The sequence below is a fragment of the Streptomyces sp. enrichment culture genome, assembly GCF_964272855.1.
In the GTDB taxonomy this organism is placed as follows: Bacteria; Actinomycetota; Actinomycetes; order Streptomycetales; family Streptomycetaceae; genus Streptomyces.
The window spans coordinates 1,299,422-1,319,606 of record NZ_OZ186847.1 but is presented as its reverse complement, the minus strand read 5'-3'; the positions used below and the strand labels follow the sequence as shown (position 1 = coordinate 1,319,606).

The following is a 20,185-nucleotide window of genomic DNA, read 5'->3' as shown; positions in this document are numbered from 1 at the left end:
AATCAGTGCACTGACTATTTCCGCGAGGTGTTCCCACACGCTGCCACCGGCGGGCCGAACCGTCAAGACCTCGGATTATGCGAGAAAAGCCGACGATGGCGGCCTCCGATCACCCGGGTCTCGCGCGGTATCGTTCAGTGCACCAACGAATCGGCAACCCGGGAGCGCACATGGCCGCGGTGGACCTCAGCACCCAACTCGGGCATCAGGCCCGGCGCCTCCAGCAGGCCCACCACCTGCTGTGGAACACGATGGTCTCCGAGGAGATCACCTCGCCCCAGTTCGCCGTCCTCAACACGCTCGTCACCGAACCCGGCCTGGACCAGCGCACCGTGGGGGAGCGGGTGGGGCTGGACCGCTCCACGATCGCCGAGGTCATCGCCCGGCTCGTCGGCCGCGGACTGCTCGACAAGGTCCGCGACCCGCAGGACGGCCGCCGCTTCCTGCTGCGGCTCACCGACGACGGGACCCGCACCCAGCGCAAGCTGGCGGTGCGCGCCGCCCGGATGAACCAGGTGTTCCTCGCCCCGATCTCCGCGGAGGAGCGCACCCAGTTCCTCAGCCTGATCCAGCGGGTCGCGGACGCGGCGGAGGGGCTGCGCAACCCCACCGAGCCGCTGGCCGCCCAGCACTGACACCGGGCGCGCCATCCTTCATCCCTCACCAGCCATCCGGCCCGGTCACGCCGTCGCGAACACCACCCACACCTGACCCTCGGCGAAGTTCACCGGAGCGCCGTCGTTCGTCGTGAACCGCGTGCCCTCGAACGCCGTCGCGCGCTTCCACTCCACGTGGTGGACCTTTCCGTCGCGCAGCACCTCGGCCCGGCCCTCGCCCACCGTCTCGGTGAACGGCGTGTTGTGCCCCAGGCTGTCGAAGTACCCGGACGGCCGCAGGTTCACGTACTGCACGACCACCGTCGCGGGCGCCACCTCCCCCGCGTCGGTGGTGGTCGCGGCAGCGCCGTCCATCGACACCAGCCAGCGCGCCCGGCTCTCGGACCAGGTGAAGGTGAAGCCGGCCGCGGGGTACGTCACCGTCCGCGACGACAGCGGCACCCCGCCCTCGGGTGCGGCGCCGTAGCGGAAGCCGGTCGTCAGCGCGTCGGCGCCCGGCGGGGCCGGGATCAGCCGGTCCGGGCTCAGATAGAGGTTGTGCGGCGCGGGCCGGCCGGCGCCCCGGTAGTAGGCGCCGGGCGTCCGCTCGGGCGGCTGGGCGTTCAACGGGGCCATGTCGATCAGCGGGAGCAGCTTGCGCTGGGCGCCGGAGAAGGCGAGCGTCGGCCGGTCGAACTGGCGCAGCAGCTCAAGATCCGACTCCCGGGCGCTGCGCACCGGCCCCACGGCCTTCGGCAGCTCGGTCGCGTACACCGCCATCAGCCGGCTCAGACCGCCCTCGACCTGCTCGACGTAGACCACGTCCGCCGCGTTCAGACCGGTGTGCGGGCGGGCCCGCCGGGAGTTGTCGATCTTCACGGCGAGCACCGACCCGTCGCCCGCCCCGTACGTCGTGCCGTCCGAGCCCGACGACTCGGGGTCCGGTCCCCGGCCGTCGTCGGACCCCCGGCCGCCACCGGCGGTGCAGCCCGCCGCCAGGGAGGCGGCGAGGGCGACGGCCAGCAGGGTGGCGGCGGCTGTGGTGAGGCGCCGGGGGCGGGGGGATCTTGGTGCCGGGGGCGCGGACGCGCCTGCCGATGGGTGCGCGCCTGCGGATGGTTCCGTGCCCGCCGACGGTTCCGCGCCCGGCGCTCGTCGTGTGCTCACCGTCCGTGGTGTGCTCACCGTTCGTGCTCTGCCCACCGCTGCCACCCACCAGTCCCGTGTTCCCGATTGTGCGCTTATCCGGTCATCGATGGCCATACCCGGTCACGTCATGTGCGGTGCCGGTCATCAGCCGGTGGCTCACGCGGAATGCGCCGATCGGCGCACACGCCACGATTCGGTGCGCGCCGCCCCGGGTACCCGGGGCGCGCAACCGCAGGACCAAGCCCCCGGGGCGACGGAGGGAGCGCGGGCATGAGGGCAGTGACATGGCAGGGCAAGCGGAAGGTCAGCGTGGACAATGTGCCCGATCCACGCATCGAGGAACCGACCGACGCGGTCATCCGCGTCACCTCGACCGGCCTGTGCGGCTCCGACCTCCATCTGTACGAGGTGCTCACCCCGTTCATGACTCCGGGCGACATCCTCGGGCACGAGCCCATGGGCATCGTCGAGGAGGTCGGGGCGGGCGTACCCGATCTCGCGGCCGGCGACCGGGTCGTCGTACCGTTCCAGATCGCCTGCGGCGACTGCTGGATGTGCCTCAACTCGCTGCCGACCCAGTGCGAGACCACCCAGGTCAGCGGCGAGGGCATGGGCGCCGCCCTGTTCGGCTACACCCGCCTGTACGGCGCCGTCCCCGGCGGCCAGGCCCAGTACCTCCGGGTCCCGCAGGCCCAGTTCGGCCCCATCAAGGTCCCCGAGGGCCCGCCCGACGACCGCTTCCTCTACCTCTCCGACGTACTGCCCACCGCCTGGCAGGCGGTCGCCTACGCCGACGTCCCCCAGGGCGGCAGCGTCGCCGTCCTCGGTCTCGGACCCATCGGCGACATGGCCTGCCGGGTCGCCCAGGTACGCGGCGCCGGACGCGTGTTCGGCATCGACCTGGTCTCCGAGCGGCTGGAACGCGCCCGGGCGCGCGGCGTGGAGACGTACGACCTGCGAAGCTTCGACAGCGAGAAGGAACTCGTCGCCGCCATCCGCGACGAGACCGACGGGCGCGGCCCGGACGCCGTGATCGACGCGGTCGGCACCGAGGCGCACGGCAGCGCCGTCGCCAAACTCACCCAGCAGGCCGCCGCCCTGCTGCCCAGGGCCATCGGCGGCCCCCTCGCAGAACGCTTCAGCGTGGACCGGCTCGCCGCCCTGCACACCGCGATCGAACTCGTCCGCCGCGGCGGCACCCTGTCCCTCGTCGGCGTCTACGGCGGCACGGCCGACCCGCTGCCGATGCTCACCCTCTTCGACAAGCAGCTCCAGATCCGGATGGGCCAGGCCAACGTCCGCCGCTGGACCGACGAGATCATCCCCTACCTCACCGACGAGGACGTGCTCGGCGTCGACGACTTCGCCACCCACCGGCTGCCGCTGGAGGACGCCCCGCACGCCTACGAGATGTTCCAGCGCAAGCAGGACGGCGCGGTGAAGGTGCTGATGACGCCCTGACACCGCTCGGGTCAGACGCCGGCCCGGACCGACCGGACCGGCGTCTGTCTGTCAGCCGCTCTCCCCGAAGATCTCCGCGAGGTCGTACCGCACCGGCTCCTCCAGCTGCGCGTACGTGCAGCTCTCCGGCGTCCGGTCCGGCCGCCAGCGGCGGAAGCGGGCCGTGTGCCGGAAGCGGGCGCCGTTCTCCATGTGGTCGTACGCCACCTCCACCACCCGCTCCGGACGCAGCGGCACCCACGACAGGTCCTTCTTGCCCGACCAGCGGCTCGGCGCCCCCGGCAGCCGCGCCGACTCGTGCGCCGCCTCCTCGGCCCAGGCCGCCCACGGATGCCCCGAGGCGTCCTCCATGCGCAGCGGCTCCAGCTCTTCGACCAGGTCGGCCCGCTTCTTCATCGAGAACGCGGCCGACACGCCCACGTGCTGCAGGACACCCCGGTCGTCGTAGAGCCCGAGCAGCAGCGAGCCGACGACGGGGCCGCTCTTGTGGAAGCGGTAGCCCGCGACCACCACGTCGGCCGTCCGCTCGTGCTTGACCTTGAACATGGCCCGCTCGTCCTGGCGGTAGCGCAGGTTGCGCGGCTTGGCGACCACCCCGTCCAGGCCCGCCCCCTCGTACTGCTCGAACCACTGCCGCGCCACCTCGATGTCCGTCGTCGCCGGCGCCAGATGCACCGGCGCCGTCACCCCGGACAGCGCCCTGACCAGCAGCGCGCGCCGGTCCTCCAGAGGCACGTCGAGCAGCGACTCGTCGTCGAGGGCCAGCAGGTCGAAGGCGACGAAGGACGACGGCGTGCGCTCCGCCAGCGTCCGCACCCGCGACTCGGCCGGATGGATGCGCTCGGTGAGCGCGTCGAAGTCCAGCCGGCCCTCCCGCGCGATCACGATCTCCCCGTCCAGCACGCACCGCTCCGGCACCCGCTCCTTCAGCGCCGCCACCAGCTCGGGGAAATACCTGGTCAGCGGCTTGGTGGTACGGCTGCCCAGCTCCACCTCGGGCCCGTCACGGAAGACGATCGCCCGGAACCCGTCCCACTTCGCCTCGTAGTGCATGTCCGGCGGGATCCTCGCCACCGACTTGGCGAGCATCGGCTTCACGGGCGGCATGACGGGCAGATCCATGGTCCGACTCTACGAGTCGTCCCCGGGGTCCGCCCGTCGCGCGACGCGTGGCTCAGCAGTACCGGTGCTCGGCCCGGGTGAACCCGAAGCTGTAACCGTCCGCGTAACCGCGGGCGTAGTCACGGTTGCCGGACCTGCTCCGCAGTCCGTAGTCCTCCTTGCAGTCCCTCCTGGCGTCCCGCCAGCCGTCCCGGAAGCCGTCCCGGAAGCCCCGTCGGTAGTCCCTCGCCGACTCGGGAACGAGACTGACGGCACTGACGGCACTGACCTCGGTCTGACTGGGCGTCGCCGCGGCGGCCTGCTGGAAGCCGGCCGGGGTGAGGACGGCGGTAGCGGCGATGAGGGCCGAACTCAGGACGGCGGTTCGCAACCTCTTGCTGGCGCGCATGACCTGCCTCCTCAGTTGTAGGTACGTGCAGGTAAAACCACCATAACCACCCAAATGGGCCCCGCAACTTGCGGCACCGGCACCCGATATGCCGCCTTGTGTGTGCAATCTGCCCCGAGATGCACGAGACGTGCGGGATGCTCAAGACATGCGGGATGTGCGAGACGCGCGGGATGCAGGTGATGCGAGGAATGCCGGATCGTGTCTACCGTTGCCTGCATGGGCGAAGCGGTGGAACTCGAGGCGGGCGGCAGGACCGTACGGCTGTCCAATCCGGACAAGGTCTTCTTTCCGGAACGCGGCTTCACCAAGCTGGACCTCGCCCGGTACTACATCGCGGTCGGACCCGGCATCCTGCGCGCCCTGCGCGACCGGCCCACCACCCTGGAGCGCTACCCCGACGGGGTGAACGGCGAGTGGTTCTTCCAGAAGCGGGCGCCGAAGAGCATGCCCGACTGGATCCCCACCGCCCACATCACCTTCCCCAGCGGCCGCACCGCCGACGAGATGTGCCCCACCGAGGAGGCCGCCGTGCTCTGGGCCGCCCAGTACGGCACCCTCACCTTCCACCCGTGGCCGGTCCGCCGCGACGACGTCGACCGCCCCGACGAACTCCGCATCGACCTCGACCCGCAGCCCGGCACCGACTACGACGACGCCGTCCACGCCGCCCACGAACTGCGCGCCGTACTCGACGAGTTCGGCGGACTGCGCGGCTTCCCCAAGACCTCCGGAGGACGCGGCCTGCACGTCTTCGTCCCCATCGAGCCCCGCTGGACCTTCACCCAGGTGCGCCGCGCCGCCATCGCCGTCGGCCGGGAGATGGAACGCCGGATGCCGGAACGGGTGACCATCAAGTGGTGGAAGGAGGAGCGCGGCCAGAAGATCTTCATCGACTACAACCAGACCGCCCGGGACCGCACCATCGCCTCCGCCTACTCCGTACGGCCCCGCCCGCACGCCCCCGTCTCCGCGCCGCTGCGCTGGGAGGAGGTCGGCCGGGCCCACCCCCGGGACTTCGACCTCGCGACCATGCCCGCGCGCTTCGCCGAGGCCGGCGATGTGCACGCGGACATGGACGAGCGCCGCTACTCCCTCGAAGCCCTGCTCGAACTCGCCCGCCGCGACGAACACGACCACGGGCTCGGGGATCTGCCGTACCCGCCCGAGTATCCGAAGATGCCGGGTGAGCCCAAGCGGGTACAGCCGAGCCGGGCGAAGAAGGCCGGGCCTACAGCTCCTTGATCACGACCCCTTGATCACGCCCCCTTGATCACAACTCCTTGACGCGGATGTCCCGGTACGACACCACATCCGTCGTGCCGTGCACCTGGAGACCGATGTAACCGGAGGCGAAGCGCCGTCCGTCCGTGCCCGGGTCGTCCGAGCGGGGCGGGACGAAGTCCTGGCCGCCGATGTTGTCGAACTCGTTGATCAGCACGCCGTTGCGGTAGACCGAGTAGTGCTGGTCGACCACCCGGATCTCGTAGTCGTTCCAGGTGCCCTTCTGGGTGACGCCGGCCCCGGCGAGACCGACCCGGTCGAAGCCGTACACCGACCCGGTCTTGTACATGTCGCCGTCGGGCCGGTCGAGCACCTGCACCTCGTGCCCGTACTTGATGGCGACCCACTCCGGCCGCGGCTCCTCCGGGTGGTCGTGCACCCACGGGAAGCGCACGAAGACGCCGGAGTTGGCGTTGCCGGTGCCGGGCGCGTCGTCACGCCACTGCAGGCGCAGCGAGAAGTCGCCGTACTTGCGCTGCGGGAACCACAGCATGCCGAGGCCCGGCTCGGTGGTGCCGCTGGTCATCGACCCGTCGGCGTTGAGGCCGAAGGAGCCGCCGCCGACGTGCTGCCAGGCGGCGAAGGACTCCGCGCTGCCGTCGAAGATCGTGCGGTAGCCCTCGGTCTGGCCGGGCTTGCCGATCCCGGACTGCCGGGCCGCCCGCTGGATCGCGTTGCCCTCGCGCTGGTCGATGATCCCCTCGCGCAGCAGCCGGTCGAGGACCGACTTCACATGCTTGAGGAACAGCGCGTGCGAGGTCCACTCCTTCTCGTCCTCGATCAGCTCGTTGATCCGGCACCGGTTGTCGGTGACCCGGTTGGGCACGCCCGAGTCGACCGTCCCGACGATGACCGTGCGGCGTTCGTCGTACTCGGGGCAGTCCGGCGGCGGCACCTGGCCGGCCACGACGGTGAAGCTGACCGTGCGGGCGGGCGCGGTGTTGCCGGCCTTGTCGGTCGCGCGGTAGGCGACGGTGTGGGCGCCGGCGCGGTCGACGATCAGCGGTGTGGTGTATGCGATGTACGGTCCACCGTCGAGTGAATACTCGATCCGGTCGACCCCCGACCCGCCGGCGTCGGTCGCCGTCACGGTCACGGTGGCGCGGTTGACGTACGCGCCGTCGGAATTCCGTGTACCGTCGACGGTCGCCCCGGTGACCGGTGGTGTGGTGTCCTGCGGCGGCGCGGCGACCACCGTGAACTCCACGCTCTTCTCGGCCGCCACGTTGCCCGCCTTGTCGGTGGCCCGGTAGCGGACGACGTGCGCGCCGGTCTGATGCACCATCACGGGGGCGGTGTACGGCTGCCAGGATCCGTTCGCGCCGACCGCGTACTCGATGGTGTTGACCCCGGTCCCGGTGTCCGAGGCGCTGACGGTGACCGTCGCCATGTCGATGTACGTGCCGTCGGGGTTGCGGTCGCCGCTGACGGTGGCCGAGGTCTCCGGCGGGGTGGTGTCGTCCGACTGCGGGGCGACGACGGTGAACTCGGCGCTCTTCTCGGCGGAGACGTTGCCGGCCTTGTCGTAGGCGCGGTAGCGGATCGTGTGGGTGCCGACCTGGTCGACCACGATGGGGGCGGTGTACGGAAGCCAGTCGCCCGCCGTGCCGACGGCGTACTGTATACGGTCGACTCCCGATCCGCCGTCGTCGTCCGTCGCCCGCACCGTCACGGTCGCCGACCCGACGTACTCTCCCTGCCCGTTCCGCGTGCCGCCGACCTCCGCGGTGGCCTCCGGCGCGGTCGTGTCCTCGCCGCCGCCCTCGGTCACCACGAGGATGCCCTGCATGGAGCCGTGGCCGGGGATCGTGCAGTGGTAGAAGTAGCGGCCCGGGGTCAGGGTGACCTCGGCGGTGTGCCGGCCGCCCATGTCGTCGTTCGGACTGGCCAGGATGTTCAGCGGCACGTCGCTGTTGAACTCCGGGTCGTTCGTCGCGAACGTCAGGGTGTGCGGCATGCCGGTGGTGTTGCCGGTGGCCGCGCTGTTCTCGAAGACGATCGTCGCCGGGCCCGCCACCGCGGTCGTGGGCGCCGAGACGTACTTGGTGATGTCGTCGCCGGCCGTCCAGGTGAGCACCTGGGCGGCGGACGCGGCGGCCGGTCCGCTCCGGTCGGCCGCGGCCGGGGCCGCCTGCACCCCCAGCAGCAGGAGCAGCCCCGCCAGCAGCGCGGCCAGCGCTCTTCGTCGCCCGGTCGTCACAGCTCTCACTACTGTGCCCCCCTCGCCAGCTGGTCGGCCGCCGGCGTCGGACCGCCGCCGGTGTACGTCACCCGCCACAGGGCCGACTTGGCGTCCGAGGTGAAGAAGCCGCGGCCGTAGTCGAGCACGTACAGCGCGCCGTCCGGACCGAACTTCCAGTCCATCAGGTTCTTGATGCCGTCGTTGCCGACCGGGACGATCTTCTTCAGCGACTCCGAGTGCACCGGCAGCCCGCCGTCGCCCTGTGTCTTCGGGTCCATCACCACCGCGTTGCGCGGCTGGTCGGCGTCGTAGAAGTCGCCGACGAACCACTTGCCGTCCCAGTACGACGGCCACTTGACGTCGCTCGCGCTCGTCTCGTCGTAGCGGTAGACCGGTCCGTTCATGGCCGCCTGGCCGCCGCCCTTGAGCCACGGCAGCAGGAACTTCTGCTCGCCCGCCTGGTACGACGGGACGCCGTTCGCGTCACGCGGGAACTCCGGCGCGCCGCCCTGCGGGGAGTACCAGATGTTGTTGCCGGTGACCGGCGGCAGGTTGACCAGGCCGTCGTTGTTCGGGGACTCGTTCTTCGGGTGGTCGCAGTCGTACCAGTCGAGCGGCTGCGAGGGATCCGGCAGGTTGCGGTCCCGGTACGGCTGCTTGTTGCCCATGCAGTACGGCCAGCCCCGGTTGCCCGCCTCGGTGATGACGGCGAACGTGTCGTACTTGGCCGGACCCCACACCGGGGAGGGCGCCGACGCGTCCGGGCCGACCCAGCCCGCGTACAGGACGTCGGTGGTCTTGTCGACGAAGATGCGCGCCGGGTTCCTGACGCCCATCACATAGATCTCGCCGCGGGTCTTGCCGCCGCCCTCGTCGGTCTCCTCGCCCGTGAACAGGTTGCCCTCGGGCAGGGTGTAGGTCCCGTCGGGCTCCGGGTGGATGCGCAGGATCTTGCCGTTGAGGTTGTTGGTGTTGCCGGCGGTGCGGCGCGCGTCGGCGAAGGAGACGCCCTTGTAGTCGGGCTCCGGGTTGTTGCCGGAGTAACCGTCGCTGAAGCGGCTGGAGTTGTTGTCGCCGGTCGCGATGTACAGGTTGCCTTTGGAGTCCCAGGCCATCCCGCCGCCCGCGTGACAGCAGCTGTGGATCTGCACCGGCCACTTGAGCAGCACCTTCTCGCTGCCCAGGTCGAGCTTGTTCGTGGCGCGGTCCAGGGTGAAGCGGGAGACGCGCCGCTCGGCCATGCGGGTGTCGCGGTCGATCCCCGAGTGCGGGGTGTAGTGCAGATACACCCAGCCGTTGTCCTCGAAACGCGGGTCGAGTTCGATGCCGAGCAGGCCCTCCTCGACCTTGACCAGCTCGTCGCCGCCGCCCTTGTTGCCGAAGACGGTCAGCTCGCCGGCGAGGGTGACCTGCTTCGTCCTCGGGTCGTAGACGTGGATCTGGCCCTTGCCCTTGCCGATGTCCGGGTCGTTCCAGTCGGTGACCACCGGCTGGGAGGAGTCGGCGCCGCCGCGGCCGATGTAGAACACCCGTCCGTCGGGGGCGGTGACCAGGCCGTGCGGCTCGCCGATCTGGTCGTTCTGCCCGGGCTGGTTGGGCCTGGTCAGCCGTTCGGCCTTGTAGTTGCCGTTGATCGTGGCCTTGCAGTCGGCCCGCACCAGCCGCGTCGTCCACAGCAGGGCGCCGCGCAGATGGGCGCGGAAGTCGGTCTCGTCGTACGACGACACCGTGCCGCCCATGCCGGTGTAGAAGGAGCGGCCGCCGTCGTAGTCACGGCACCAGCTGACCGGATGGTCCCAGCCGTTGGCCCCGGTCCCGGGCTGGTATGTGGACTCCCGTACACGGGCGACTGTATGCACATCGCCGGACGGGTTCTTCACCCAGTTCAACCACCGGTCGGGGCGCTTCCACCGCACCGGCAGATCCTTGGTGGCCGGATGCCGGCGGTCGCCGACCTCGACCGTCGCCCGCTGCACGGTCGTCGGACTCGCGGCTGCCGGCCGGGCGCCGACCAGCCCGGTGAACCAGTCCGAGTACGGCTCCGCCCGGGCCGCGTCATGGATGCCGACGAAACCGCCGCCCGCCTCCATGTACGCTTCCAGGCCCGCCTCCTGCTCCGGGTCGAGGACGTCCCCGCCGCCGGTGAGGAACACGATGGCGTTGAACCGCCCCAGCCGGGTCTCGTTCGTGAACACGGAGGCGTCGTCCGTGGCCTCCACCTTGAAGCGCTGGCTCGCCGGGCCGGACAGCCCGATCCGTTCGATCGCCTCGATCCCGGCGTTCACCACCGGGGACTCGTCCCCGGACGAGGCCGAGCCGTGGAAGATCAGCACCCGTACGTTCGCGCCGCCCGGCGGCGACTTGACGGACATCGTTGTCAGTGGTGGCTCCGGCGCCGGGCGCGCGTTCGCGGCGGAGCCGGAGAGCAGCCCGGCGGCGACGAAACCGGCGGTCAGGGCGGCCGTGACGGCCCGTCTGCCGGTCCCCGACCGTCGTGGCGCCCTGGGTCTGTGGTGCGATGTGGACCGCATGTGGTCATCCACCCCTCGTCGGTCACAGCAACAGCGCCAAGGAAGCTAGACCTCTTTGCGCGGTTCGCCAATAGGTATGACCGGGATCGCACGAACTTTGTCCAGGGTGTGGATAAACGCGGGGCGCCCCGCTACCGTCTCGAATCCCGTACCGGAGTGGGGAGTTCGGCATGGACAGACGTGGGTTCAACCGGCGCGTCCTCCTGGGAGGAGCAGCCGTCGCGACATCGTTGTCCCTGGCACCGGAGGCGACCGGCGCCGGGGAGGCACCGAGGACGGCCCCGGCCGGCGGCGAGGTGCGACACATCCGGCTCTACGCCGAGAAGCTCGCCGACGGGCAGATGGGCTACGGCCTGGAGAAGGGCAAGGCGACCGTCCCCGGGCCGCTCATCGAGCTGAACGAGGGCGACACCCTGCACATCGAGTTCGAGAACACCATGGACGTGCCGGTGAGTCTGCACGTCCACGGCCTGGACTACGAGACCTCCAGCGACGGCACCAAGCTGAACAAGAGCGACGTCGAGCCCGGCGGCACCCGCACCTACACCTGGCGCACCCACGCGCCCGGCCGCCGCAAGGACGGCACCTGGCGGGCGGGCAGCGCCGGTTACTGGCACTACCACGACCATGTCGTCGGCACCGAACACGGCACCGGCGGCATCCGCAAGGGCCTGTACGGGCCGGTGATCGTACGCAGGAAGGGCGACATCCTTCCGGACGCGACCCACACGATCGTCTTCAACGACATGCTGATCAACAACAAGCCGGCGCACAGCGGCCCGAACTTCGAGGCCACGGTGGGCGACCGCGTCGAGTTCGTGATGATCACGCACGGCGAGTACTACCACACCTTCCACATGCACGGGCACCGCTGGGCCGACAACCGCACCGGCATGCTGACCGGCCCGGACGACCCCAGCCAGGTCATCGACAACAAGATCGTCGGCCCGGCGGACTCCTTCGGCTTCCAGGTGATCGCGGGGGAAGGGGTGGGCGCAGGGGCGTGGATGTACCACTGCCATGTGCAGAGCCATTCCGACATGGGGATGGTGGGGCTGTTCCTGGTGAAGAAGGCGGACGGCACGATCCCGGGCTACGAGCCCCACGACCCGCACACCGAGCACCGGCACTGACGTCACCCGATGTCCAGGACCGTCCATTCGGTGCCGGGTTCCTCCTGGACGTGGAGGCGGGGCAACGACGCGGTCGGCGTGCACGGCGAAGCCCAGTGCCGACCGGACGGGGTTCTCACGCACCCGCACCGCGTGGCCGGCGCCGATCCTCAGCAGCGGGAAGCGCGTGTACGGGCAGGCCCACGCGGTCCGGCCGAACACGTTCAGCGCGTAGCAGTCGGAGATCGAGTCCGCCGAGGCGGCCGGCCGGTACGACCACAGGCTCTCGCCCGTGGCGGACCACTGGCGCAGGCCGGGCGCGCTCAACGGGTCGCCGTACACGCCCTCGTCGAAGTAGCCGACCCACAGGTCGCCCGCCTCGTCGGTCAGCAGATGCTCGATGGCGTCACCGACCCGGAACGTCCACGAGGCGCGGCCCAGCGCGTCGAACACCTGAACCTGCTGCTCGCCCGCGCGTGACCGGGCGTCCGCCACCACGAAGCCGCCGTCCGGAAGGGCGGCCAGGTGCGGGAAGCGCGCGGTGACGGCGTTCAGCCGGGTCTCGGAGGGCCGCCCGTCCCCGGCGGTGACCACCAGGGCGTCGCACGGTTCAGGCGGCGCGCCGCGCGGCGGGCGTTCCCCGAGGAGCCAGTGGGCTAGGGGGTGTCTCGTCGATCAGGCCGGATCAGGGAGCGGCGTCTGGTGCCGTGCATCGCAAGGCGGAGGAGGGAGTCGATGCGGCGCATCGGGGACCGACGACAACGCGGCGAGGCGCGGTGCCAGGTGCCGCGAGCCCGGCATGATCGGCGAGACGCCCCCTAGTCCGTCCGCGCCCACCGTGCTGTGCAGGACGGTCTGTTCACGATACGCGCGCGGCAGTCGTGCGTACGGCACGAGCCGCGTCTCGGCGGCCCTACTCGGCATGGGCCTTTCTCGTCGTCATGCCGTGATCATCACCCGGTGACGTCCGCCCGGCAAGGCCTTTTACGGCGCCGACGGCACGGGCTCCCCGCCCGGCCCCGCGGTTATCCTGATCGTCGACCGCGGAGGAGGAGTCCCGAAGTGACCGAGGCGTCGTCCCGTCCCACGCTGGAGGCCGTGGCCGCGCGGGCGGGAGTGTCACGGGCCACCGTCTCCCGGGTCGTCAACGGCGGGGACGGCGTGCGCGAACCCGTGGCCGAACGGGTCCGGCGGGCGGTGGAGGAACTGGGGTACGTCCCCAACCAGGCGGCCCGCAGCCTGGTGACCAAGCGGCACGACGCGGTCGCCGTCGTCATCGCCGAGCCGGAGGCCCGCGTCTTCGCCGACCCGTTCTTCGCGCTGCAACTGCGCGGCATCAGCAAGGAGCTGACCGCCCACGACAACCAGTTGGTGCTGCTGCTGACGGAGGGCCGTGACGACCACGCCCGCGTCGGCCGCTATCTCGCCGGCGGCCATGTCGACGGAGCCCTGGTGTTCTCCCTGCACCTCGACGACCCGCTGCCCGGCCTCATCCAGGGCGCCGGAGTTCCGACGGTGTTCGGCGGGCGGCCCGGCTGGAGCGACGCCACGCCTGTCCAGGCGCTCGTCTCCGATCGGCCGGGGGAAGCCGAGGGCACCGTCACCGCGCGCACGGCCACGGCGGTGTACGTCGACAGCGACAACCGCGGCGGCGCCCGCGACGCCGTACGCCATCTCGTCGGTCTCGGCCGCACCCGGATCGCGCACATCACCGGGCCCCTCGACCAGACGTCGGCGGCGGACCGGCTCGACGGCTACCGGGACGTGGTGGGTGACGCCGATCCGCGGCTGATCGCCGAGAGCGACTTCACCCCCGGCGGCGGGGAGCGGGCCATGCGCGGCCTCCTCGACCGGATCCCCGACCTGGACGCCGTGTTCGCCGCCAACGACCTCACTGCCGCGGGCGCGCTGCGCGTCCTGCGCGAACGCGGCCGGCGGGTGCCGGAGGACGTCGCCGTGATCGGCTTCGACGACATGCTGCCCGTCGCCGAGCAGACCGAGCCGCCGCTCACGACGGTCCGCCAGGACATTGAGGGGATGGGCCGGTTGATGGCCCGCCTGCTGCTCGGCCGCCTCGACCGCGGCACCCCGCCCGCCGCCGGACCGGCCCCGGACGCCCCGGCCGGCGTCGTCCTGCCGACGACGCTGGTACGACGGGCCTCGGCGTAGCCCCGGCCCGGACGGCGGGACGCGGCCCGCGGTGGCTCACTCCTGCGGCGGCGCGCTCTTGATCACCGCGAAGCGGGCGCCGTACGGATCCGCGAGCTTGGCGATGCGGCCGACGTCCGGCATGTCCGTCGCGGGCATCCGGACCGTGCCGCCCAGCTCCTCGGCCCGGGCGGCGGTGGCGTCCGCGTCGGCGACCTCGAAGTACGGCAGCCAGTAGGGGCCCGCCCCAGCCTCCGTCGGGTCGTCGGACAGCGGGATGATGCCGCCGAACATGGACTCCTCGCCGCCGCCCGCCGGATTGACCGTGGTGTAGACGCCGCCAGGGAAAGGGACGCCGAACGTCTCCAGGCCCAGCACCGCGTGGTAGAACGCCGCTGCCGCAGGCATGTCCGGGGTGTACAGCTCCACCCAGCACAGCGACCCCGTCTCGCCCGCCACGTCGATCCCCTCGGTCCGCCCCGGCTGCCAGATGCCGAACTGCACGCCCGCCTTGTCGCTGAGGATCGCGATGCGGCCCTGCCCCATCACGTCCATGGGCCTGAACAGCACCCCGCCGTGCGCCTGTTCGGCCGCGTCGGCGGCCGCCTGCGCGTCCGGGCTGCGGAAGTACACGGTCCACGACGGCGGGCCCTGCTCCGGCGTGGTCCGCATGCCGCCGGCCACCGTTCTGCCGTCCAGTTGGAAGAAGCCGTACCCGCCGGCCTCGGGCCCCGCCGACCGGAAGCGCCAGCCGAAGAGGCCGCCGTAGAAGGAGACGGCGCCGTCGAGGTCGGGGGTGCCGACGTCGATCCAGTTCGGAGCGCCGTCGACGAAACGGGTGGTGAGCATTGTCGCCCTCCTCGGAAGAGGCCCGTTGCCTGCTCAGTCCGAGTCTCGCACCGCCCACTGGCAACCGCCGCCGGACCCCAGCCAGGTTCACCCTGTGTGACGGCCACAGTTCTCGCTGTTTCCGTCGTCTCCCGCGCGCCGCCGTGCGCGGGGCCGCGTCGGCGGGGCATCATCGGGGCGGCCGGAGGCCCGGAGCGCCGCGTTGATCCGGCGTTGATCGGACGTTTTTCGCCGCCCGGCAGGCTCTCGGACATGCACCTCGAGACGATCACTCCGGCCCCCTCCGCCTGGCAGTCGCAGGCCCTGTGCGCGCAGACCGGGGCGGACTTCTTCTTTCCCGAGCCCGGCAGCTCGGTGCGTGAGGCGAAGCGCATCTGCGGCATGTGCGACATGCGTGCCGCCTGCCTGGAGTACGCCCTCGCCAACGACGAACGCTTCGGCGTGTGGGGCGGCCTGTCCGAGAAGGAACGCCTCCACCTGCGCCGCACCTCCCGCTGAGCCGGCGCGACCGCCCGGCTAGGATCCTCGGGCGTGCCCGGGGCGTCCGGGCAGGCCGGGGGCCCTGTGGAGCAGAGGCAGACTCGCCGCCTTTCCAGGGCGGTCACGCCGGTTCGAATCCGGCCGGGGCCCACCAGGGCACAGGGGGTGGGGCGGATGACGGACGCGGTCACGGAGGAGGAGCTGGCGGCGTTCCACCGCGTGGTGGGCAAGCTGCGGGCGCTGCCCGTCGACGACCCCGTACGGCTGCGCACCGAGCAGGTCGCCGCATCGTTCGCCCGGGACGGTCGGCTGCGCCGCCGCAAGGCCCGCGGCGCCGAGGTCTCGACGGCGGACGCCTCGGTGATGGCCGCGACCGCGACCGGCGCGCTCGACCGGCGCGAGGACGCGCCGCTGGCCGCTCCCGGCGCCGGCGGAGTGTTCCGCAAACCGCGCGGCTGCTACGTCTGCAAGACCCCCTATCGCGAGGTCGACTCCTTCTACCACCGGCTCTGCCCGCGCTGCGCCGCCGACAACACCGCACGCCGCGCCCTGAGCACCGATCTGCGCGGCCGCCGGGCGCTGCTCACCGGCGGCCGGGTGAAGATCGGCTTCCAGCTGGCGCTGATGATGCTGCGGGACGGCGCAGAACTCCTCGTCACCTCCCGCTTCCCGCACGACACCGCGCGCCGCTTCCGGGCCGCGCCGGGCAGCGAGCGCTGGCTGGACCGGCTCACCGTCCTCGCCGTCGACCTGCGCGACCCCCGCCAGGTGCTCGGCCTGTGCGAGGAGTTGCGGCAGGACGGCCGGCCGCTGGACATCCTCGTCAACAACGCCGCCCAGACCGTGCGGCGGCCACCGGAGTCGTACGCGCTGCTGGCCGCCGGCGAGCGCGACGCGCTGCCCGAGGGCGCGCGGCAGGCGCCCGGCTTCGTCCCGATGCGGATGATCGAGGGCGGCGCCGCCGCCCTCCCCGCGGTGCTGCGCGAGGCCGACGAGGCCGGGCTGCTGCCCGATCCGTCCCCGGAGAACTCCTGGTCGGCCCGGCTGGGCGCGCTCGACCCGGCCGAGGTCCTGGAGACCCAGCTCGTCAACGCCCTGGCCCCGGCTCTGCTGTGCGACCGGCTGCTGCCGCTGCTGCTGGCCTCCCCGCACCCGCGCCGCTACGTCGTCAACGTGACCGCGGTGGAGGGCCGGTTCGCCGTGCGGAACAAGACGGCCGGCCACCCGCACACCAACATGGCGAAGGCCGCGCTGAACATGCTCACCCGTACCAGCGGCGCCGAACTCGCCGGGCACGGCGTGCACATGTGCGCCGTCGACACCGGCTGGATCACCGACGAGAACCCGGCCCCGAAGAAGTCCCGGATGGCGGGCGCCGGTTTCCGCACCCCGCTGGACGTGGTGGACGGGGCGGCCCGGGTGTACGACCCGATCGTGCGCGGCGAGGCCGGGGACCCGGTGTCCGGGGTGTTCCTGAAGGACTACCGCGAGGCCGAGTGGTGAGACGGCGGCGGCCGAAGCGCCGTGCCGTCGCTCAGCGCCGTGCCGTCGCTCAGCGCCGTGCCGTCGCTCAGCGCCGTGCCGTCGCTCAGCGCCGCATCGCCGTGAACACCTCGGTCCAGAACCGCTGGTGCCGCTCGGAGGCGCCCACCAGATAGGTGGCCCGCAGCTTCGGCGGCAGCCGCGCCACCAGCCGGGTGACCACCGCGCGGTGCTTCTTGAGCTGCGACAGTTCCGCGTTGGCGATGATCTGGTGCACCACGTCACTGTCGTCGCCGCCCTCGTCGGACCGCTCCGCCGCCCGCCGTAGCCGCTCCTCCCAGGCGTCCACGTCCCGCGCCAGCTCGCGCAGCCCCGTCACCGGGCGGCCCCGCAGCCGGTCGATCAGCGCGGTGAGCGGCACCGGCGCGTACTCGCCGTCGCCCAGGTAGACGGTCGCCATCTCCAGCGGCAGCCCGTGCCGGTGCAGCTTGATCAGCCGTTCCAGGGTGCGCTTGGTGATCCAGGCGCGGCCGTCGTCGTCGATGTCGTGCTTCCACCACTCCAGCACCGTCTCCGCGTCCGCCCCGTACCGTTCGATCAGCCACTCGTTGGCCGGTATGTCCTCCGGCCGCACGGTGAGGGAGGCGGTGAAACGGGACGCCTGGGCGATGTTGTTGCGGGACACCAGCAGCTTGCGGCCCAGGTGGTACGGCGGGTTCTGCACGGCGATCTGGGCGCGCAGGTTCTCGATGCGCCGCCCGGCCAGCGACCACTCCTGGGTGATCTCCATCAGCTTGGCGAACGCGGCCTTGTCCTTGGGCCGGTTGTACTCGTCCCACACGATCGCCTTGGGCTCGGGCCCGGTGAACCGCGCGGCCAGCAGATTGTCCAGGGTGCCGTCCGCCGAGGGCACCGGAGCGCACAGGTCCTCGACGTTGGTCACCGGCAGGGAGAAGTACAGCGGGTCCCCGCCCAGTCCCTCGCGCAGCGTCTGACGCACCAGCTCCGTCTTGCCGCAGCCGGGCGGGCCCTGCAGCAGCACCGTCCAGCGGTTGCGCAGCGCGGCCCGCACCACCTGCCGCACGGGGTCGGGGACCGTCGCCGGGTTCGGCACGCCCAGGGCCCCGGCGATCCGGTCGAGGACCTCCGCCGTACGGTCCGGTCCGGGCCGCCCGTCGGGGTCCCGTTCGACGAGCCGCAGCCGTTCCCCGTCGAGCAGGGGCAGGCCCCAGCGCAGCGGGAAGCCCTCCTGGGCGTTGGCCAGGACGTGGTCGAGGGTGCGCGGGGACAGCAGGGTGCGCAGGCCGGGGGAGAGGGACGCCCACACGGAGAACACCGGGCCGAGGTCCCACCGGCGGTACTTGGCCGCCAGATGCCGCCGCCAGGAGGTGTCGTTCGCCGTGATCCGCATCGTCACCATGCGGTCCAGCAGCGCGAGGTCGCCCCGCCGGGCGGAGGTCTCGGTCAGCGACTCGTTGTCCGTGAGGAAGACGCCGATACAGCCCAGGGCGCGCAGATCGTGCTCGCCGAGCGTCCAGTCGCAGGCGATCTGCATCAGCTGCGACTGGATGGTGTCGCCCGCCTGGAGGGAGTCGTCTATCAGCAGCACGAACGGCCGGCCCGGCTTGAGGGCGCTCATCACCAGCTGCCGCAGCACCAGTTCGCCGGTGCGCGGATCGCGCACCGGGGCGCCGACGAGCAGGTCGTCCGGCGTCAGATTGGCCGCCGGGACGTACACCAGCACGGCCTCGGGGTGGGCACGGCCGATGTGCGAGAAGAACGTCGCCGTCTTGCCGATGCCGTGCTCGCCGAAGACCTGACCGGTCTGGCCGAGCGCGATCATCGCGTCGATGAACGTCTCCAGCCGGGAGCGGCCCGCAGGGTCGTGCCCCGGCGCGGAGGGAGGCGTCCGCTGTACGTCCGTGGTCATCTATCGCGTTCCCGTCGTGACGCGATGGCAGGCCATCGCGGGTGTGTGCGTCTCCGGCCAGTCCAGGCCGCCCTCGGTGATCAGCCAGATCCAGCTGTCCGGCTCGGCGGGCGTGATCGGTGGCGCGTACCCGTCGGTGAGCACGATCACGGCGTCCGGGGTGACGTCGAGGCGGCGGCCGTCGACCTCGGTGCGGCCCTCCACGTAGTCCGCGACGGCCTGGAAGCTGGTGCCTCCGCCGCCGTAGACGCGCTCGCCGGGCCGGAACGGCATCACCACCGCGTCGAACGACAGCCAGTGCGCCGCCACGCCGTCGATCCGGCCGACGAGTTCGGTGAGCCAGGCGATCACGTGGTCCGGCATCGAGCCGGACGTGTCGAGCGCGATCACCAGCATCTTCTCCCGCACCGGGCCGCGCCGGGACAGCATCGGGTCGTGGCCGAGGGCCGCGAGCAGCGCGCCCCGCTTCTTCGGGTACACCAGCCGCTCGCCCTCGCGCAGCCGCGAGCCGAGCACGTCGACGAGCCAGCGCTGCCACCAGTCGACCGTGCGCGTGGCCGTGGTCCGCCCGCGCAGCGTGCCCGCGCCGAGGTCGCCCCAGATACGGGCGGCCCGCGCGGAGCCGTCCTGGGTGCGGAACATCAGCTCCAGCAGCTCCCGCTCGGCTCCCGCGTGCCCGCGCCGGGCCGCCAGCAGGGCGTTGAGCAGGGCGGAGGAGACCACCGCGTCGACGGTCTCCTGGTCGGCGGGCACCGCCCCGTCCAGCAGGTGCAGGCACAGCCGCCGCTCGGGCACCGGCGGGCGGTGCATGCGCCGCAGCTCGCCGTACACCCGCAGATCCGTCTCGATGAACTTCGGGTACGGCAGCGGATCCAGCCCGTGCGCCGTCAGATCCGCGTGGTAGGCGTCGTACACCGCGCGGGGGTCGACGCCGGTCGGCCGGCCGTCGATGAGGGGCAGCCGCGCACGGCCGAGCCGGGCCAGCGCGACATGGTTGACGGCGACCTCGGCGGCGACCGTGAACACCGGGTCGGCGCGCAGTTCGGGCTCGGCGAACAGATGCCGGTGCACGAGGTGGCGGGCCTCGTGGAACAGCACGAACTTCACGCCGTCCAGGCCCAGCGCGACGAAATAGTGCGGGTTGTACAGCAGCAGGCAGGTGCCGTCCCCGGAGGCCACCACGGCCGCGGTGTCCACCGCCGTGGTCGTGATCTGGTGACGGCACTTCGCGTACAGCCAGGATGCCACCGCCGACTCGGTCAGCCCGAAGTCCAGCAGCGCGGCCTCCTTCAGCCGCCGCGCCTCCTCGACGACCTCCGGATCCGCCGGCCGGTACCGCTCCAGCGCCCGGCGGTCGGCGAGATCGACGACCGGGGCATGCCGCCCCCGCTCCCCGTACCCCAATGTCGTGCTCCCCCGTGCCGCGTTTCCCCGTGCCTCATTGGTAGCAGGCCCCACCGACAACGGGCCA

15 protein-coding genes and 1 tRNA gene are annotated in these 20,185 nt (G+C 71.8%); 8 read left to right on the top strand and 8 right to left on the bottom strand.

Annotated elements, in window-relative coordinates:
* The first annotated feature begins 170 nt into the window (after positions 1–170).
* Positions 171–635, top strand: a complete 465-nt coding sequence (locus ACSU6L_RS05665; RefSeq protein ID WP_437054149.1) for a MarR family winged helix-turn-helix transcriptional regulator — start codon at positions 171–173, stop codon at positions 633–635.
* Between the two features lie 45 nt (positions 636–680).
* On the opposite strand, the gene ACSU6L_RS05660 is transcribed toward ACSU6L_RS05665, so the two are convergent.
* Positions 681–1,622 (bottom strand): DUF3048 domain-containing protein, encoded by a 942-nt coding sequence (locus ACSU6L_RS05660; RefSeq protein WP_437064776.1) that lies wholly within the window; start codon positions 1,620–1,622, stop codon positions 681–683.
* 393 nt (positions 1,623–2,015) lie between these two features.
* Between ACSU6L_RS05660 and ACSU6L_RS05655 the strand changes: the two genes are divergently transcribed.
* Positions 2,016–3,206 carry a zinc-dependent alcohol dehydrogenase gene (locus ACSU6L_RS05655; RefSeq protein WP_437054147.1) on the top strand — a complete coding sequence of 397 codons (1,191 nt, stop codon included), beginning with the start codon at positions 2,016–2,018 and terminating at the stop codon, positions 3,204–3,206.
* Positions 3,207–3,257: 51 nt separating this feature from the next.
* Here ACSU6L_RS05655 and ACSU6L_RS05650 read toward each other — a convergent pair whose 3' ends face one another.
* Both ACSU6L_RS05650 and ACSU6L_RS05645 read right to left on the bottom strand, forming a co-directional pair.
* On the bottom strand, positions 3,258–4,328 hold the full coding sequence (locus tag ACSU6L_RS05650; RefSeq protein WP_437054145.1) for an ATP-dependent DNA ligase: 1,071 nt from the start codon (positions 4,326–4,328) through the stop codon (positions 3,258–3,260).
* Positions 4,329–4,380: 52 nt separating this feature from the next.
* On the bottom strand, positions 4,381–4,716 hold the full coding sequence (locus tag ACSU6L_RS05645; protein WP_437054143.1) for a hypothetical protein: 336 nt from the start codon (positions 4,714–4,716) through the stop codon (positions 4,381–4,383).
* A gap of 219 nt (positions 4,717–4,935) precedes the next feature.
* Between ACSU6L_RS05645 and ligD the strand changes: the two genes are divergently transcribed.
* Positions 4,936–5,961 (top strand): non-homologous end-joining DNA ligase, encoded by a 1,026-nt coding sequence (ligD, locus tag ACSU6L_RS05640; protein WP_437054141.1) that lies wholly within the window; start codon positions 4,936–4,938, stop codon positions 5,959–5,961.
* Positions 5,962–5,989: 28 nt separating this feature from the next.
* Here the strand turns inward: ligD and ACSU6L_RS05635 are convergent, their stop codons facing one another.
* Complete coding sequence (locus tag ACSU6L_RS05635; protein ID WP_437054139.1) at positions 5,990–8,200, bottom strand: OmpL47-type beta-barrel domain-containing protein; 2,211 nt, start codon at positions 8,198–8,200, stop codon at positions 5,990–5,992.
* Between the two features lie 8 nt (positions 8,201–8,208).
* The gene (locus tag ACSU6L_RS05630) at positions 8,209–10,713 is read right to left on the bottom strand and encodes a ThuA domain-containing protein (RefSeq protein ID WP_437054137.1); all 2,505 of its coding nucleotides are present in this window, start codon (positions 10,711–10,713) and stop codon (positions 8,209–8,211) included.
* Positions 10,714–10,883: 170 nt separating this feature from the next.
* On the opposite strand from ACSU6L_RS05630, the gene ACSU6L_RS05625 reads away from it, so the two are divergent.
* Together ACSU6L_RS05625 and ACSU6L_RS05620 are read left to right on the top strand one after the other, a co-directional pair.
* Complete coding sequence (locus ACSU6L_RS05625) at positions 10,884–11,846, top strand: multicopper oxidase domain-containing protein (RefSeq protein WP_437054135.1); 963 nt, start codon at positions 10,884–10,886, stop codon at positions 11,844–11,846.
* Positions 11,847–12,887: 1,041 nt separating this feature from the next.
* Entirely contained in the window at positions 12,888–13,994 is a 1,107-nt protein-coding gene (locus ACSU6L_RS05620; RefSeq protein WP_437054133.1) for a LacI family DNA-binding transcriptional regulator, read from the top strand.
* Positions 13,995–14,030: 36 nt separating this feature from the next.
* On the opposite strand, the gene ACSU6L_RS05615 is transcribed toward ACSU6L_RS05620, so the two are convergent.
* Positions 14,031–14,822 (bottom strand): VOC family protein, encoded by a 792-nt coding sequence (locus tag ACSU6L_RS05615; protein ID WP_437054131.1) that lies wholly within the window; start codon positions 14,820–14,822, stop codon positions 14,031–14,033.
* Between the two features lie 252 nt (positions 14,823–15,074).
* Here ACSU6L_RS05615 and ACSU6L_RS05610 point away from each other — a divergent pair, with 252 nt between their 5' ends.
* From ACSU6L_RS05610 to ACSU6L_RS05600, 3 genes are all read left to right on the top strand, one after another.
* Complete coding sequence (locus ACSU6L_RS05610) at positions 15,075–15,320, top strand: WhiB family transcriptional regulator (protein ID WP_437054129.1); 246 nt, start codon at positions 15,075–15,077, stop codon at positions 15,318–15,320.
* 60 nt (positions 15,321–15,380) lie between these two features.
* A tRNA-Gly gene (locus ACSU6L_RS05605) sits at positions 15,381–15,452 on the top strand.
* Between the two features lie 24 nt (positions 15,453–15,476).
* The gene (locus ACSU6L_RS05600) at positions 15,477–16,805 is read left to right on the top strand and encodes an SDR family NAD(P)-dependent oxidoreductase (protein WP_437054127.1); all 1,329 of its coding nucleotides are present in this window, start codon (positions 15,477–15,479) and stop codon (positions 16,803–16,805) included.
* An 85-nt stretch (positions 16,806–16,890) separates the two neighbouring features.
* Here ACSU6L_RS05600 and ACSU6L_RS05595 read toward each other — a convergent pair whose 3' ends face one another.
* Both ACSU6L_RS05595 and ACSU6L_RS05590 read right to left on the bottom strand, forming a co-directional pair.
* On the bottom strand, positions 16,891–18,714 hold the full coding sequence (locus ACSU6L_RS05595) for an AAA family ATPase (RefSeq protein ID WP_437054125.1): 1,824 nt from the start codon (positions 18,712–18,714) through the stop codon (positions 16,891–16,893).
* On the bottom strand, positions 18,715–20,118 hold the full coding sequence (locus ACSU6L_RS05590) for a vWA domain-containing protein (protein WP_437054123.1): 1,404 nt from the start codon (positions 20,116–20,118) through the stop codon (positions 18,715–18,717).
* Between the last annotated feature and the right edge of the window lie 67 nt (positions 20,119–20,185).